Source organism: Subtercola boreus (assembly GCF_006716115.1).
Lineage (GTDB): Bacteria > Actinomycetota > Actinomycetes > Actinomycetales > Microbacteriaceae > Subtercola > Subtercola boreus.
Map to the genome: position 1 here is coordinate 86,581 of NZ_VFOO01000002.1, position 16,038 is coordinate 102,618.

Sequence of the window (16,038 nt, forward strand, 5' to 3'; positions counted from 1 at the left end):
TCCCGCACAGTTGCGGAGAGGTGAGAGGAAAACCATGGACAAGCATGTTGAAAAAGTGCTCGACCAGGTCGGCGCCGCACCCGGCGACGACCTCGAGACAGTCCTTCGGAAAGTCCAGGCAGTCGTCGGCATGCCGCTGCGCTTGGAGCGGCCGATGCACGAGTGGACCGGCTCAGCGCTCACCGCAGCGATGGCGTTCCACGAGCGCCACATATCGCTCTTCTACGCACCCCACCGCTCCCTGGTGTACCAACTGCACTGCATCTACCACGAGCTTGGTCACGTCCTTCTGCAGACAGAATGCCGACACATTTCCAAAGCAGAAATGAGCGCTCTCTCGATCCCCATCGAGGGCGTCATCACGGCCTACGCGCGCAAACTGAATCCAACCGAGACCATTGCCCCACGCAACTTCGACCTCCACGAAATCGACCGCACCAGACTGACGCCGGCAGCGCGAGACTTCGAAGCAGCTGAAGAGATGGTTGAGAACTTCGCATACGCCCTCGCAGCCCGAATCCGCGAACGGCCCCTCTCGCGCATGGGCGAGGTCTTCGCTTGAAACAGTTCGCGGTCATCGCTTTCGCGATCCTCCTCGTCCTGCTTCTCACGCGCCTCTCTTCGCTCAAACGACCCTCCGCCCGCCCCGCCTGGCTCGCTACCTTTTTTGGCTGCCTAGCCATCATCTCCATCGGCGCCGTCTTCCCACTCCCCCTCGTAGACGAGGTACTAGGCGGTACCAACCTCATCAATCTTGCGCAGAGCTTCCTGACCGTGACCGCTTTCTGGTTCTTCCGAGACGCGGTGAGCACGTTCTACCAGAAGCCAAAGCTCCGCTCGCGGTGGACGCTCCTCTTCATAGTGATCGCGATGGCCGTCCCATTCCTGTTCATACACGACCGCGGACCGACCTCAAACACGTTCATGGCCGACCATGTCGACCAACTCGGCAACGTTCTGTACAACACCGTCTACATGCTCGCAGTGGCGGTGATCGTTCTTGATCTCATCCACCTTCTCCGGCGTCCCGCCGACAAGATTCAGACCGTCTTTCTGATCGGACTCATCCCTATTCCGGCCGCATGCGCCGTGGAGATCGCCTACGTCGTAACGGCCCACCTGTCACCGTACTGGGGCGGAGCTCAGCTGCTCGCAGACGCCTTCTACCCCCTCTTCTACGTTGGAGTGTCGATCGTCGCGATCGCATGGACAACGGCAATGGTTCGTGAAAGAGCTGTCCTCGACCGCATCCTGTGGAAGATCAGGTCCGCACAGGTCGCGTTTCTGCTCAAACGTTCCATCCCGTCTGCCCTTCGGGCGTTCCGGAGCAAGAAGCCTGACGAGCTCGCCTACGCTCTGTCAATCCAGATTCGCAATCACGAGATTCACACACAGATCCCGCTCAATTACCGGCAGGAGCGCGCGGTGGCTCGACTCGAGTCGCGCTTCCAAGATCTCAGCGCCGCGGATCTAACAGCAGGCGTTCGGTAACTAGCTTCTCAAACCGGGGACGGTCGACGTTCCACTCCATCGTGTGGAGAGCGCCCGTGAACTCGACCAAGGTCACGAGATCTGGATTCACATCCCGCATTCGACGACTGAGCTCGATTGGAACCTCGTCATCATCGGAGGAGTGAATAATCAACGCCGGCACCGACAGCTTTCGGCGTGATGTCCAATTCAGGGCGTCGAAGTCGATTGCTGCGGGTAAGCCAATAGATCGTGCGAAAGGGCGCCAACCCAGCGCCGAGATGACCGCGGCAGAGACCCACCGTGGTATTCGTGCGATCTTCGCTCCGAAGGTAATGACCTCCGCCCAATCGGTCACGGGACCGACCAGTACAAGATCCGAGATCCGACCGCGATTCAGGGATTGATCGGCCACCCTTAAGGCAATACCGCCTCCTTTCGACCAGCCCATCAGTGTTACACGTTCCGCCCCATGTTCGAGCGCAAACTCAACTGCAGCATCCACATCCGGCCACTCAGTCTGCCCAAGCATGCTTGCATTTTTCGGCACAGCGGGCCCCACCCCGTCGCCCCGATATGACACAACCAAGGAAGTCACCCCGGCGGCAGAAGCAGCGACAACTCCCCGTAGCGGCGAATCCCGCACAACTCGCAATCCGTGCACATGGATGACCCAGTGTTCGCTTTGGGTGGAACCAGGAAACAACCAAGCCGGACAGTTACCAGCTGACGATTCGATGATTACCGGTGACCACGGAAGATCAACATCCTCTGGCGAGGTCCAAACTATTCCGATCCACTCAGCAGAGCCCATTTCCAAGCGGCCCCCCTTCTCAGAAAGGATTCGGCGCGTGACCGTGCGGGCTCGGGGATCCAAGCGGACCACCTCACCAATCACCGCGTGGTTTCTTCGCTTGTTTGTCCAGCACGCATATAGGCCCGGAGCAGTTGTGGCAGGTGTTTGCTCGAATGTAGCGAAATCTCCGTTACGACTCAGGCATCCCACTGTTTTTGGTTTCCAGGGCAGGACCACCATTCCTGCAGAAACGCGTAGTCCAACCCAAGCCAATACCGCCAGCATGACCGGGCCGAACAACAACTTGATGAACCCCATACTTACGAGACTATCCACTCATCGCGACCTCGTGAGAGGCTAGGCAAATTCTATATTGCCCGGGTCATTTCGTATATGGTTAGACGGTGGTCAGTGCGAAGTTGCCAACTAGTTACACAAGCAGGCATTCTGCTCGTGGTAAGTCTCCCCAGCTGACTCAAGGCTATTGCTCCGAAGTCATGGGAACGGGTGCCTATGCAAACCGAATCAACGGCATGGCTGAACCGCGTCCACTTCGCCCTGATTTGAGTTGCGAGACGCTTGGACGCACTTCGGATGAGACACGCCGCCCGCCCTTCGCCGTGTATGCATACATTAACGGGAGCATTGCGGGTATGAGCGCAAACCGAGGCAGAGTTCGACGTCCAGACAACGTTCCTACAGTGCTATTGCAAGCCCGCGTTTCGCCCGACATTCGGGACGAAGTCTCCGCCGCTGCCGCTGCCAGCGGCGTCTCGCTTGCGTTCTACCTCGAAAGTCTTCTCAAGAGAGATCTCGCCGAAAGCGGACGTCTTCCCATCTTTGAGATCCGTCCGCAACTGGAGGAGCTGCCCATCGACCAGGTCGCTTAAAAACGAAGGGCCCGTCGCGTCAACGACGGGCCACTCAAAGTTTCGTAGCTCAAACCCTCTTCGCTTGCCGGCCAACAGGTTAGAGCTAATCCAGATCACCAGCCCAAAAGGGAGGCTTCTCTATGTCCGTCACTATAGCAACATCGACTGAAAAGTACACCAGCTTCTTTGCGGGCGTGTCGTACGACCCCGCACGGGCGCCAGATCGTCAGGCTGAGCAACGTCGCTTCGCCTTCGCGCCGGCCCACAAGCTCACGATGAGCAAATCTGCTCTCGTTCCCTCGCGCACCTATCCCCGACGGGAGCTCCTTACGGCGACCGGTTAACGAAAATAGCCCGCCGTACCACCGGCGGGCTATTCCCAAGTCATGTAGTTCGAACCGTCTTGCTTGCAGGCGGGGGGTTCGAGCTAATTCAATCCACCTGCCCTTACGGGAGGCTTCTCTATGCCCAAAAGATTACCCCAGGCCGCGGGCGCATTGCCCGAGCGCCGTGTCGGCGTGTCGTCGACCCCAGCGACCGCTGAAGACGCGGATGAGACGTGGCGCGCTTGGGAGGTGACGCGGCGGTTGAGTCCGCGAGGCGCGGTGCGTGTGATGAAGCGTGATGCGTACGGGCGTCTGGATGAGAACAGTTACCCGAGCACGCATTTGGTGGGGCCGGTTGCGCCGTTGACGCCGTGGTGTCTGAATCTCGCTGATGATGCCGGGCTGTTCTGGTTGTTGTGTTTTGACTTCGATGGCAAGGACAAGCACGGTGTTGATCCGGATTTGATGGAGCTCGCGCACGATGAGTGCGACGCGCTTTCTGGCGTGTTGGCTGAGTTGTCGATCGAGCATGTGGTGTGCCAGTCCTCCGGGACGGGCGGCCGGCACATCTGGGTCGCCCTGACCGCCGGCATTTCCGCTGACGAGGTCGCGGTCCTCGGCCGTGCGGCGCGGGCGAACTATCGGACCTTGGACCATGGGATGTTGCACAACGCCCGGACCGGTGCCGCACGTCCCCCGCTTTCTCCGCACCGGGACGGTTCCGCCTCGAGCGTGCTCCGCGGCCGGATCGATGTTCTCCTTGCTCCGTCCACAACTGCAGGCATGGTGGCGGATCTTGCGCGGGTGCTGGACGTACGGAAGCCGGCGGTTCGGTCGGCCGAGTCGGTGCCCTCTGGCCCGGTCGATGCCCGGCACAGCGCGCACCGGCCGCTGGGCGCCTCCGGGACTGCGCATATGGCCACGATCGGAGGCGGCAGCAATCCGTCGTGGACGGGGTTCATGTGCCTCCTCGCGGCCGCGCACGCAAGTTGGCAGTACGCCGATGTGCAGCACGCCGCGAAGACCGCGCCAGGGATGGAGCATTATCGGAGCAAGAACACCGGCCGTGGTGGCCGCCGTACCCGAAGCGTGGCGGAGGCTGCGGAGCGGTTGGGTCGGCAGTGGGAGAAGGCGCAGCAGTACGCCGCGATCCAGCGCCCTCTCCCCCAGGCCGGCCGAACCCCCGCCGACCTCACCGAGCTGGAGGGCATCGTCCGGGCCGTGGACGCCGTCCTGAGCTCCTTTCAGGCCGCCCCCGGCCGATGGGACACGTCGGAAGCGGCGCAGTCGCAGCGCTCGATCCTCGCCGCTGTTGCGTACCTGTCCCTGCAGACCGGGAAACGCGTCGTCGCCGCCTCCATCCGCGACCTCGCCCTGATGACAGGGCTCGGCCGGACAACCGCAGCCACCGCCCTCACCGCCCTTGCAGGGCAGGACCTGCTGGCCCGGATCAGTACCAGCGATGGCGGCAACGCCGCCGAATGGCGGCTAACCCCGGAGTTTTCCACAGCATCAGGAACCGTCCGGTCACAACCACTACATAACCCCCGCCCCCCTACCGAACTTTTCAATACCAGAGCCGATCAGGTAGCAACGCTCGAGCAGTTGCTTACCGACCAACGACACGACTTGTTCACGCGCGCCGGCCTCGGCCACCTCGCAGGGAAGGTCTACGCATTGCTGCGCCACTCTCCCGCGCTGACTGTCGACTCCGCTGCACGCTTGCTCGGTGTCTCGACTAGACATACCATCACCGTTTTGAGCCGGCTACGCCACTACAAGCTGATCATCCGACATCCTGACGGCTGGGCAAGGTCAAAGAGAGACCTCAGAGACCACGCAGCCCGGCTGATCGGTGTCACGGGCCTTCTCCGTGATCGGGCGAACCGCTACCGGAATGAACGCGAGGTATGGGCATGGTGGTTGGCCGAAGTGAACCAGATGAACTCCGCGCCGACGCGCCGAACCAGAAGACCCCATGTGTCGAGCCGCACCCTTCAGTTTGTCGACGACCTTCCGGGCGAACGTCAATGGCCCCGCTACCCACGAGCTGCGGACGGTCGAGGCGATCACAGGGAGGCACGCTACTGGGCTAGCAACGGGATGTTGGAACCAGGATCGCTCTGGTACTCAAGCGCCGCGTGAGGCGAGGATTGGAGGTGTTTTCGTGAGGCGAGGTGTTTTGCGGATCGCTACGGGCCGTCCGAGCGGGCCCTGAATTGAGAGTGCGATGGTTGATTGCTATGTTGCTTCGGGATTGAGTGACTAACAGTCAGGAGGCATTTGGGCGCGTTTCCATTGGTGCTCATTTTGCAGCGAGTTGCCTGTTCTCTGTTCTAGGCATGGTTTGAAGTTCTTGCTTAGCAACTTCCGAACTCGGTAAGTTACAGAGTTGAGGATCCACTCAAGTAGTTGGTCACAGGGGCTTGCTATCTGCTAGTGCCGCAGTTAGTGATCCGTCCGGGCCTTTGTTACTCCGCAGGGAAGGTCTAAGCCCTGTTGTGCGTCTCCCCTGCGTGGCCTTTCGAATCTGATGCCTCGTCATTTGGGGTTCGACCAAATAGCTCGCCAGTACTTCTATCGGTCCCGATGCAGCAACTCGTGACTCTGTCAGTAGTGACCCTCGGATCCTGAATCCGCAGGTCGGCAGGCTCGTGTGCTATCGGTCTGTAGTCGTAACTCCGTAACTCCGTAACTCCGTAACTCCGTAACTCCGTAACTCCGTAACTCCGTAACTCCGTAACTCCGTAACTCCGTAACTCCGTAACTCTGGGAGTCCGGGAGTCCGGGAGTCCGGGAGTCCGGGAGTCCGGGAGTCCCAGAGTCCGGGAGTTCGTAACTCTGGGAGTCAGTAACTGCGTAACTCCGTAAGCCTGTAAGTTACTAAGTTCGTGACTCAGTGAGTTACAGACTTCGACACGCCGTCTTATCGCACACGAATTGAAGGCGTGCCGAGTTGAATGGTCTCATGCGTATTGTCTGCCTTGTCGGTCAGAAGGGTGGGGTCGGAAAGACCACGACCACAATGAATCTGGCCGCCGTGATGTCAAAGCACTCCCGGGTCCTTGTAGTCGACGTTGACCCTCAGAAGTCGACGACATGGTGGGCTGAGAATGCAGGAGATAACCTCCCGTTTGATTTTGCGGCGGACGTAGATCCAGGAAATCTAGCAAGGCTTCGCGAGCTTCCGTACGACACCATCTTTGTCGACACCCCCGGTAGTTTGGAAGACACGCGAGTTCTGGCCGCCGTCCTTGACGCTTCGGACTTCGTCATCTTGCCCCTAAATCCTGAGCCACTTAACACTCCTGCAATGGTCAGGACGATCAAGCAGCATATTGCTCCACGCAATCTTCCCTTTCGGGTCCTTCTCAGCAAGATCGACCGTCGCCGCGCCGGTCAGCTAGACGATTGGGAGCACCTCATAGACGAAGGTCTGAAACTGCCGCGATTCCGGCAGTACGTTCGGCTTTATGCGGCTCATGCAGACGCTCCCTTGGAGGGCCGCGTCGTGACCCAGTACGCGGACACCCGCCAGAACGCTAACGCAATTTTTGATTACACCCATGTTGCTATGGAGCTCATGGCAATTTGGTCTAACGAAGTCCCGAAAGAAGGGCCTGCTAATGGCAAGAGCTGATTTGTCCGCAATGCTAGGTCGGCTCGGGGAAGACGATTCGATCATCGACAGTGGTGTGCAGGGGGAGGAGCCGCCGACAGAGCAGGCTGGCCCCAAATCGGTGAAGAAGAAGTCTGCTCGCAGTAACTCAGACCCTCAACTTTCCGAGGGTGCTGCCAGTGCCCGAAGCAAAGATCCCAAGCAGCCGACCGGTCCGCTCTACATGCGACTCGAACGTAAAGAGACGCGCCTGCGCTCCGACCAGTACGCGAGACTCACAGAATACTCCCGAGCTCTGAGTCGGGCTAAGAACGAGGGAGGCGAACGGATCACGGAAAACACCCTCATTCGTGTCGCCATCGATTTACTACTGGAGCGTGCAGACAAGCTCCAGGGCTCCAACGAGGAGGAACTTCGTAAGTCTGTAAGTTAGTATGCTCTGGGCTGGGTGATGCAACTTGCAGGGCCGTTACCTGTCTGGCCGATGACCGTAGCTCACTCTCGCGCCTTCCGTGCAAGGCGTTCGCGGCATATCCTCCCTCGCGGTGCTCGTCCGGTATTCCACGTCCTGGCACTTCCGGCGCTCCCGTTCGCAAACGTTACCTTCTGCCAGACAGGCACAAAATATTGGTGGTGGAAGGAGCGAGAACCATGGGCGAGGCAACGGTGGTGGTCTATAGCAAGCCGGATTGTCCTGCGTGCCGGGCGACGTATCGGGCGTTGGACAGCCGGGGCATTCGGTACCGGGTGATTGACGTGACTGAGAGTGCTGCGGCGTTGGAGTACATCACCCAGGAGCTGGGTTACAGCCAGGCGCCGGTGGTGGTGGTCGATGACAATGACCATTGGGCAGGGTTCCGGCCCGACAAGATTGTGGCCCACACCCCATGAACACCCCAGACACCGGAAGTGACGACTACCGGGCGGGGTTTATTGCCGGGTACACGGACCGGCAGGCCGAGATCGACACGCTCGAGGACCTCGCTGACCGGTACTACCGGAAGGCGTACGGCGACGAACGCCGCATACCCGCCGACACTGTCACCCGCGCGGAGCTCGAGCAGCGCCGCCAACTCGCCGAACCACCCATCGAGGTCACCCGGGCGGCCGCCCTGGCCTCCTGGGGCCTCACCAACGACACCCCTGCCGCCGAGAGCGATCAGGCACCCACACCCACTGCCGGCGAAGACCCGCCGGCGAGAACGACTCGGACAGCCAGGAGGCGCCCTGTGAGTAGTAGAACGATCATCGGTAATCTCGCGGTCGACCCGGAGGTCGTGCAGGCCGGCCGGGTGAAGATCACGAAGCTTCGGGTGATCGAGGACACCGGGGGGTGGCGGGGTGGGAAGTACCTGCCGCACCCGGATGCGACAACCCATTTCGTTGAGGCGAAGTTCGAGCTCGGAGAGAACACGGCAGCGACCCTGCGGAAGGGTGACGCGGTCATCGTCGTCGGACGTGAGCACACCGCCAGCTGGGGACCAGAAGGTGCGAAGAGTTACGGGCGTGTGGTCGAGGCTGATCATGTCGGTGTGGACCTCAGCCGCGCCACAGCCGACGTCCGAAAAGTCACCCGAGACGGCGGCGACCGGTAGTGGGGGAGGGGCTGGTGTGTGCCGGGTCTGGCCGCTGCCTTCGATGACTGGGAGGATGCAGGTAGGAATAGTGTTGTTGTGCTCGACCTGACGTCAGAGCAGGATGCCCGCTACGCGGTGTTAGTGAACGCGTTGGCGGATTACGCGACCACGCTCGAGCACCAGGCCGACGACGAGCACGACCGCGAACCCGGCAGCTACACCGAGACCGGCTTCAAGCGGGACGCCGCCACCGCCCGGGCCTTGATGGCTGAGATCGAGCAGCAGCTCGAGGCCTGACCCTCACACCCGGGCAGCACCACGTTCCGTGTTCAGTCGGCTGCGTGGTCGAGGCGAATATCGGTGCGTGACACAAGCGGCACCCACCCCGCCCGAGGTTCCTCAGCGCGCGCTGCGGGGACGGGGACGAGTTGGTCTGCTGCGGCGAGCTGGTCGAGGTTCAGGGTGGTGAGTGCGGCTATGTCGCGGATGGAGACCTGGTAGGTCTTGTACGGGCCAAGAGGCGGCGGGTTCCCCGCAGCTATCGCCTTCTCGGTCAGATCGGTGCTCGTGAGTTCTGGTGTCTGGTCGAGGACGTACCCGGTCGCCTGCAACTCGAACTGGCCGTCATCGGCTGCGATAGTCCAGGCGGCGATCTTCCAGAACTGTCGGGGGATCCCGGTGCCCCGGTAGACCGGGTCGCCTGGGTCAAGGACGGGTCCGGTGAACACGCTGATCTTCTGTTCGTACACGCGGGCGTAGTCGAGGACGTAGTCCTCAAGGCCCGCCCAGAGCTCCTTGGACTGGTTGAACTCGCCGGCCTGCGGGGCGCAGTTCGTGTACGCGAACGTCGACAGGTTCGCCGCCGTCGCGGTGGCGGTGTCTCCCCAGACCGGGTCACGGCGGCGGACCTGGTGGCCGCGGTCGAGGTCGTTGTTCGCGTACACCGCGGGCCCTGTCTGTTCAGACGCCGGGATGCGGGGGTCGAGGTGCCAGTCATCACCCCGCTCGATATCGAGCAGCTGCTTCCCGTCGATGTTCACCCCGGTCGCCGCCGGCAGGCGCCTTACTGGGTCCTGCAGAACGGTGAAGTGAACATAGGGCAGCACCCGCACGTCTCGGCCTGCGGGCAAGGTCGGGAACGGCAGAGGGATGGGAAGGAATGTGGGGGAGTAGCCGGCGGGCGTGGTGACCATGCGCTCAGTAAATCACCGACCACGGGCTCTCGGACGACTGTTGTGGTGAACACGCGGGATTGTGTGGGGTGGCGAGATGAACGTTTTCGATTCACGTGTATCCGTCTCGTCAGGCACAATTCCCCGCGGACAATTCCGGTCCAGGTCCTGAGTTGGCACGGCTCCAAGGAGGATCTGAGAGGATGAGGGTCCAACTACGGACGCAATGAGATGAGGGAGGGGCGTGTACGTGAAGCAGCGGACTTCCCGTCGCCCCCTTCGAGTACTGCTCGCGAGTTTCTTTGTCGTCTTCGCTGCGATCGCTCTTGTCGTTCTGCACACCAGCGCCGCTGAGCCAGTCGCTTCCTCGGTGAGCGTCGACATCGGTCACGTCGATCAGGCCGCCGGCTCACAGGCCAGCGCTCAGGATCTGGTGACGGGGGTGGCCGATGGTCTCCTTGAGTGTTTGAGTGTCGAGATGTTCTGCATGGCGGTCGTTGTGCTTTTCGCGTCGCTCGCAGCGGCCGCGGCGAGGACTTTTCGCTTACTGAGGGAACCGCGAACCGACACTTTGGTCCTTCAGGACGGTGTTGAATATCCCGTCAATACGCCCGCCATGACCGGGGTGCTCCGCAGATAAGATCCGCTTTCCCGTCATTCCCGCCCACGTGAGCGGGGCTCCTCGACGTATTGGAAAGCAGCATAACTATGCCCGCCAGGGCTCTCAAAACAAACGGCACTTGTCGCCGCGCATTTAATCATCGTCCTACAACGGGGCACTCCCTCAGCGCGCTCTTCGCCCGTTGCGAGACAGAGCGGCTCCCCCCAGACAACCCTCAGAGCCTGCCCAAAGCTGCGCCCACCGACCACTTTTGGCCTGACCTGGGCCTTGCTCGTCGACGCGCGCTGAGAACGGGTGAGGGCAGGGGTTTGAGATGACATCTGTTCGGTCAGACACCAGTCCCCGCCGCCCCCAGGACCACGTCGATTCCGATCTGATCGTTGCGGGGCCTGGGTGGACGGGGCCTTCGAGTTGGTTTCGGTGGGCGTGGCGGCAACTTACGAGCATGCGAACCGCGCTCTTTCTTCTTCTGCTTCTCGCGTTGGCTTCGATCCCTGGTTCTCTTGTTCCGCAGCGGACGGCGGACCCTAACGGCGTCATCCAGTACTTCGCCGACAACCCGCAGATCGCACCCCTTCTGGATACTGTGCAGGCGTTTGACGCGTACTCGTCTTTTTGGTTCTCGGGGATCTACATTCTGCTGTTCGTCTCTCTCATCGGGTGTGTGATCCCGCGCGCCACACACCACTACCGCGCGATTCGCGCTCAACCGCCACGGACACCGTCCCGCTTAGGCCGGTTGCCAGCATTTGATACCGTCGCCGCCCCGGACGCTGTCTCGGATGAGCAGCTACATGTCAGCGCGAAGGCTGTCCTCCGCCGGCGCGGGTACCGAGTAGCGACTTTCCAATCCGCCCAGGAAAGGTCCGTGTCCGCGGAACGGGGATATCTCCGAGAAACCGGGAATCTTGTGTTTCATGTCTCCCTGGTCGGTCTTCTCGCTGCGGTCGCGGTCGGTGGGCTGTTCGGTTACGCCGGTCAGCGGGTCGTGATCGAGGGGACCGGGTTCGCGAACGCGCAGGCGTCGTACGACTCGTTCACGCCTGGGCGCTGGTTCGACCCGGCGACCCTCGACCCATACACCCTGACCCTTGATGAGTTCACGGTGGACTACGAAACACGGAACGAGGGGGCGCTAGGCCAACCGCTGGAGTATCAGGCTGCTGTGACAGTCAACGACCCGGATACCGGATCTACGTCCTCGGATGTGATCAAGGTGAACCGGCCGTTGGAGCAGGGCGCGAACGATGTGTTCCTGCTGGGTAACGGGTACGCACCGGAGATCACCGTCCGCGACAACACTGGCGCGGTGATCTTCTCAGAACCTGTCGCGTTCCTACCTCAGGACAGTAACCTCACCTCCCTCGGTGTAGTGAAAATTCTGGACGGCCTACCCAGCCAGCTCGGGCTGATCGGTTTCTTCTACCCCACCGAGGCGACGAGTGATACAGGGGCGAAGTATTCATCGTTCCCTGACCTCATCTACCCGGTCATGACACTGAACGTTTTCGAGGGAGATCTCGGGGTGAACAACGGCAGCCCGATCTCCGCCTACTCCCTCGACACCAGTAACCTGACCCAGCTCACGGGCGGGGCGTCCGGTGCGGAGTCGATCCAACTGAAAATCGGAGAGTCCGCCGACCTACCCAACCAGATGGGCACGATCAGCTTGGACGGCGTCCGCCGGTTCGCCTCGTTTGACATGTCCTCCGACCCAGCCCAAGATGCGGTCCTCGTCTTCGCGGTGCTGGCAACGGTCGGACTGCTCACCTCTCTCTTCATCCCCCGCCGACGCCTGTGGGTGAAGATCCTCACCCACAAAGACGGAACCCGAACGATCGAATACGCGGGACTGGTCCGCGGCGACGACCCGCACCTCCACGACGCGGTCGCTGCGCTACAGAAAGAACACCGGGAACACTACTCATCCGCGTCACGAACCGGCCCAACCGGCGAACCTGACCTAACCGAAAGCACAAAATGACGCTCTACTACGAACGAATGTGGCCGACACCCTGGATATTCGTCATCACCGCACTCGTCATCCCAGCCAGCATCCTAGTCTTCCTGCCCATCAACCCCCTCGCCGGATACATCACCGCAGGAGTCCTCTATGTCGGAATTGTCCTGTTCCTCTCCCTGACGTCACCGATCATCAGCGTCACCCACGAGACGCTCCGGGCCGGGCAGGCGGCCATCCCGGTCGAATTCACCGGCGAAACGCGATCGTTCCTGGCGGGCGAAGCCGTGCTCGAGCGGGGGGTCCACCTCGACGCGCGAGCCTGGCTGGTGATCAGAGGATGGATCTCCCCGGTGGTGAAAGTTACAGTCACCGACCCGGCGGACCCTGTCCCGTACTGGCTTCTCTCGTCACGACATCCCGACCGGCTCGAGGCCGCCCTCGCGGAAGCCAAAACCGGCGCGCCAGCGGACAGATGACCGGTGCCGTGGCTGCCCGGCGGCGGCACCCCGGCCCCAGCTCACGGTCCAGACATGTGTATCCGGTCGCGGCACTCCTGATCACCGCATGGAGCCGGTCAGGGGGCTATGGAGAGGAAAATAAAGGTGGAGAAGATCACCAGATGAACGCCGCCTTGCAGTCGGGTCGCTTTTCCCGGGACCAGTGTCAAGATACTCACCACGATCATCAGGACAAAAAGGACGATTTGGGTTGAGCCGAGCCCCAAGGACAGCGGCCCACCGAACAGCAACGACACGACAGCTATGGCCGGGATCGTCAGCCCGATGCTTGCCATCGCCGAGCCGAGGGCAAGGTTGAAGCTGGTCTGCATCTCATTCCGCCGTGCCGCACGGACGGCGGCGATCGCCTCGGGGAGCAAGATCAGCAACGCGATCACCACCCCGACGAACGCTGGCGGGAACCCGGCGGCAGCCACACCCGCTTCAATCGAGGGGGACTCCAGCTTCGCCAGACCCACGACGCCAACCAACGCCAGCAGAAGCAGACCCACACTGACCAGCGTCTGTCGTGCGGAGGGCGACTTCCCTTCAGAGTGTTCGGCTGGCACGGTCTGAGAGGGGGACGCTGTGACGGGGGCGAACAGGTCTTTGTGCGCTCCCGTCTAATTGGCGATGAACATGCCGTAAAGCACTAGCGCGGCGACCGCGACGAACGCGAGCTGGCTGGGTGTGAAGACGGGGCCGCTGGCTGAGGTGAAGGTAGGAAGGACCAACCCGAGGGTCGCGAGGGCCGCAACCGTCGCCAATGCCGAACCGGAACCCTCGGCGTTGAACCGGACCGTACCGTGACGGAACGTCCCAACGAGAAGGGCGATGCCGACGATGCCGTTCATTGTGATCATGACGGCCGCGAAAACGGTGTCCCGGGCAAGCGTCTGAGCCTCAGGGCCACCGGCCGAAACCAACGTGATGATCAGTGCGACCTCGATCACTGTCACTGATACGGCAAGCACGATCGACCCGAACGGTTCCCCGACCTTCGCCGCAATGACCTCAGCGTGGTGGACAGCGACCAGCACTGTTCCCGCCAGCAGAACACCGACAACGGCCACCATCACGCCGTCGAGTTCGCGGCCCCATAACACCAGCAACCCCAGCACCGCGACAATGGGCACCAGAACAGGCGCCAACGTCCTCCCGGTCGCCAAGTTCACCACTTCACCATTTCGTTACTCAATCTCGGTCCGGGCGACGGAGAAGGTTTCGCATGCGGCACGCAGCGATGCAGACGCATCGGCAGTGACTGTTGCGCCGCCCTCGACCACCTGCTGCAGTGGTACTCGCACCGTTGGGGCGATATTGCCTGATCCGGCGGCGACGATCAGGGTTTCCAGAAGTTTCAGGTCGTCAGCCGTGATGGTGCCGTCCTCGACGGGCGCGCAGATTTGCGCCGTCAACTGTCCTCCAGCTGCTGCCGCTGCGCTCGTGGCGACCTGGCCTGCACCGTCTGAGACTGCGGATGTGACCTGGCTGCAGCCGGCCAGGAGCACGACAACCGGGACGAGTAACAGCAGGACGGCACCCGATCTCATCCGTATCGACGATCGAGCTGCTAGGGACGCCGGACCCGCGCTATCCAAAAAGATCTCCCAACCAACTCTCCTTCTTCCTCGGCCGGCCCGAGGAGTGTCCGTCCCGGCCCGCGGAGTGTCCGTCCCGCCCCGAATCGTGTCCTGAACGATCCCGGCCCTCGTGAGAATTCCGATTCGCACCGTTTCCGGGTTGCGAGGGCGGTTGGCTGTAGGAACGCTCGATGATCTTGTCGAGCTCACCGCGATCAAGCCACACGCCCCGGCATGACGGGCAGTAGTCAATCTCCACTCCCGAGCGTTCACTCATCACCAACTGGCTGCCATCAACAGGACAAAGCATCGTCCGACCCCTTTTCGTTCAGAGTGCAGAAATTTGTCTGCACGACTGTTCATATGTGCACCCTAGCCGCCAATGCAGAGGAGAGTCTGTGAGCGCCAGCCGATATTCCACCGGGCGGTGGTCGCGAAACGATCGGGAGCTCTCGGTTTGCTGGAACGAACGAAGCACGCAGGTTCCCCGGATCTTCGAGAGAGTGTGTTGCCAGCTATCAAAAACATATGCAAGACTGTTCATATATTCATACTGAGGCGGGTGTCGTCCAGGGAAAGGACGAGGCCCTGTGGGTTCTGAACATAGCCACACGTCCGCGGTCAGTGCGGGTGGGCGTCACCGCCGGCCGCTGTTCATTGCGTTTGCGTTGACGGCGAGTTACATGGTCGTCGAATTTGTTGTCGGTTTCTCCATCAACTCCCTCGCCTTGATCTCGGACGCAGCCCATATGGGAACCGATGTTCTCGGCCTGGGCATGGCGCTGACTGCGATCACGCTCGCGGCCCGCCCGGCGACAACCCAGCGAACCTACGGTTTCTACCGACTGGAGGTCCTGGCCGCCCTCGCAAACGGAATTCTCCTCTTCGCCGTCGCGGGATACGTCCTTTATGAAGCGATCATGAGGTTCTCCGATCCGCCAGACGTCCCCGGTGTTCCGCTGTTCATCGTCGCCATCATCGGGTTGACCATCAACCTGATCAGTTTCCGGCTGCTCATGGCAGGTTCGAAAGAGAGCCTGAATCTTCGAGGCGCGTACCTCGAAGTGATGGGCGACCTGCTGGGGTCCCTGGGCGTCATCGTCGCTGCAATCATTCTGGTGACCACGGGGTGGCAGTACGCCGACCCGATCATCGGCGTCGGAATCGGCCTGTTCATCCTTCCCCGGACGTGGAAACTCACCTCTCAAGCTCTCCGAATTCTGATGGAAGCCGCCCCGAAACACATCGATTTGGAAAAGCTGACCGCAGCAGTCCTGGCCGTACCGGGTGTCGAAGCGGTGCATGATCTGCACGTCTGGACGATCACGTCCGGGATGGAGAGCGCAAGCGGTCACATCGTCGTCGGACGTGAATTTGAGTACCGCGACGTTCTCGAGGATGTGCTCGGTGTGCTCCGGGATGAATACCACATCGACCACACCACCATTCAATGTGAGCCGTCCGAGTTCGACGAGCACACCAACCCGGTGTGATGCCGCAGGCAGAGTACTCTGTGGTGATGGCCACACCAGCTCGTTCAC

General features: G+C 61.3%; 18 protein-coding genes. 12 read left to right on the forward strand and 6 right to left on the reverse strand.

Going from position 1 to position 16,038, the window contains the following annotated elements; translation table 11 throughout:
• Window positions 1-34: 34 nt before the first annotated feature.
• Both FB464_RS19230 and FB464_RS19235 read left to right on the forward strand, forming a co-directional pair.
• Window positions 35-562 carry a hypothetical protein gene (locus FB464_RS19230; RefSeq protein ID WP_142206778.1) on the forward strand — a complete coding sequence of 176 codons (528 nt, stop codon included), beginning with the start codon at window positions 35-37 and terminating at the stop codon, window positions 560-562.
• Window positions 559-1,491, forward strand: a complete 933-nt coding sequence (locus tag FB464_RS19235; protein ID WP_116416814.1) for a hypothetical protein — start codon at window positions 559-561, stop codon at window positions 1,489-1,491. Before FB464_RS19230 ends, FB464_RS19235 begins: the two co-directional genes overlap by 4 nt.
• On the opposite strand, the gene FB464_RS19240 is transcribed toward FB464_RS19235, so the two are convergent.
• A complete protein-coding gene (locus FB464_RS19240; protein ID WP_116416815.1) occupies window positions 1,457-2,584 on the reverse strand; it encodes an alpha/beta hydrolase family protein in 1,128 nt (375 codons plus the stop codon). The genes FB464_RS19235 and FB464_RS19240 overlap by 35 nt on opposite strands.
• Before the next feature lie 1,018 nt (window positions 2,585-3,602).
• On the opposite strand from FB464_RS19240, the gene FB464_RS19245 reads away from it, so the two are divergent.
• From FB464_RS19245 to FB464_RS19270, 6 genes are all read left to right on the forward strand, one after another.
• Window positions 3,603-5,609, forward strand: a complete 2,007-nt coding sequence (locus FB464_RS19245) for a hypothetical protein (RefSeq protein ID WP_142206779.1) — start codon at window positions 3,603-3,605, stop codon at window positions 5,607-5,609.
• An 823-nt stretch (window positions 5,610-6,432) separates the two neighbouring features.
• Window positions 6,433-7,104: a ParA family protein gene (locus tag FB464_RS19250; protein ID WP_116416818.1), complete on the forward strand. Its 672-nt coding sequence runs from the start codon at window positions 6,433-6,435 to the stop codon at window positions 7,102-7,104.
• The gene (locus FB464_RS20050) at window positions 7,091-7,516 is read left to right on the forward strand and encodes a hypothetical protein (RefSeq protein WP_211327508.1); all 426 of its coding nucleotides are present in this window, start codon (window positions 7,091-7,093) and stop codon (window positions 7,514-7,516) included. The genes FB464_RS19250 and FB464_RS20050 overlap by 14 nt, the downstream gene beginning before the upstream one ends.
• Window positions 7,517-7,734: 218 nt before the next feature.
• The gene (nrdH, locus tag FB464_RS19260; protein ID WP_116416819.1) at window positions 7,735-7,974 is read left to right on the forward strand and encodes a glutaredoxin-like protein NrdH; all 240 of its coding nucleotides are present in this window, start codon (window positions 7,735-7,737) and stop codon (window positions 7,972-7,974) included.
• Window positions 7,971-8,678: a single-stranded DNA-binding protein gene (locus FB464_RS19265; protein ID WP_116416820.1), complete on the forward strand. Its 708-nt coding sequence runs from the start codon at window positions 7,971-7,973 to the stop codon at window positions 8,676-8,678. Before nrdH ends, FB464_RS19265 begins: the two co-directional genes overlap by 4 nt.
• Window positions 8,679-8,756: 78 nt before the next feature.
• Window positions 8,757-8,957, forward strand: coding sequence for a hypothetical protein (locus FB464_RS19270; RefSeq protein ID WP_116416821.1), 201 nt, complete (start codon window positions 8,757-8,759; stop codon window positions 8,955-8,957).
• 32 nt (window positions 8,958-8,989) lie between these two features.
• Here FB464_RS19270 and FB464_RS19275 read toward each other — a convergent pair whose 3' ends face one another.
• Window positions 8,990-9,853, reverse strand: coding sequence for a DNA/RNA non-specific endonuclease (locus FB464_RS19275; protein ID WP_116416822.1), 864 nt, complete (start codon window positions 9,851-9,853; stop codon window positions 8,990-8,992).
• A 229-nt stretch (window positions 9,854-10,082) separates the two neighbouring features.
• Here FB464_RS19275 and FB464_RS19280 point away from each other — a divergent pair, with 229 nt between their 5' ends.
• From FB464_RS19280 to FB464_RS19290, 3 genes are all read left to right on the forward strand, one after another.
• On the forward strand, window positions 10,083-10,472 hold the full coding sequence (locus FB464_RS19280) for a hypothetical protein (protein ID WP_142206780.1): 390 nt from the start codon (window positions 10,083-10,085) through the stop codon (window positions 10,470-10,472).
• A gap of 427 nt (window positions 10,473-10,899) precedes the next feature.
• A complete protein-coding gene (resB, locus tag FB464_RS19285; protein WP_170152050.1) occupies window positions 10,900-12,438 on the forward strand; it encodes a cytochrome c biogenesis protein ResB in 1,539 nt (512 codons plus the stop codon).
• Window positions 12,435-12,893, forward strand: a complete 459-nt coding sequence (locus FB464_RS19290) for a DUF3093 domain-containing protein (protein ID WP_116416825.1) — start codon at window positions 12,435-12,437, stop codon at window positions 12,891-12,893. Before resB ends, FB464_RS19290 begins: the two co-directional genes overlap by 4 nt.
• A gap of 98 nt (window positions 12,894-12,991) precedes the next feature.
• Here the strand turns inward: FB464_RS19290 and FB464_RS20530 are convergent, their stop codons facing one another.
• From FB464_RS20530 to FB464_RS19305, 4 genes are all read right to left on the reverse strand, one after another.
• The gene (locus FB464_RS20530; protein WP_342780879.1) at window positions 12,992-13,426 is read right to left on the reverse strand and encodes a calcium:cation antiporter; all 435 of its coding nucleotides are present in this window, start codon (window positions 13,424-13,426) and stop codon (window positions 12,992-12,994) included.
• 111 nt (window positions 13,427-13,537) lie between these two features.
• Entirely contained in the window at window positions 13,538-14,050 is a 513-nt protein-coding gene (locus tag FB464_RS20535; protein WP_342780880.1) for a calcium:cation antiporter, read from the reverse strand.
• 54 nt (window positions 14,051-14,104) lie between these two features.
• Entirely contained in the window at window positions 14,105-14,332 is a 228-nt protein-coding gene (locus FB464_RS19300; protein ID WP_142206781.1) for a hypothetical protein, read from the reverse strand.
• Window positions 14,333-14,507: 175 nt separating this feature from the next.
• Window positions 14,508-14,807: a TFIIB-type zinc ribbon-containing protein gene (locus tag FB464_RS19305; protein WP_116416827.1), complete on the reverse strand. Its 300-nt coding sequence runs from the start codon at window positions 14,805-14,807 to the stop codon at window positions 14,508-14,510.
• 280 nt (window positions 14,808-15,087) lie between these two features.
• On the opposite strand from FB464_RS19305, the gene FB464_RS19310 reads away from it, so the two are divergent.
• Window positions 15,088-15,990 carry a cation diffusion facilitator family transporter gene (locus FB464_RS19310; RefSeq protein WP_116416828.1) on the forward strand — a complete coding sequence of 301 codons (903 nt, stop codon included), beginning with the start codon at window positions 15,088-15,090 and terminating at the stop codon, window positions 15,988-15,990.
• The last annotated feature ends 48 nt before the right edge of the window (window positions 15,991-16,038 follow it).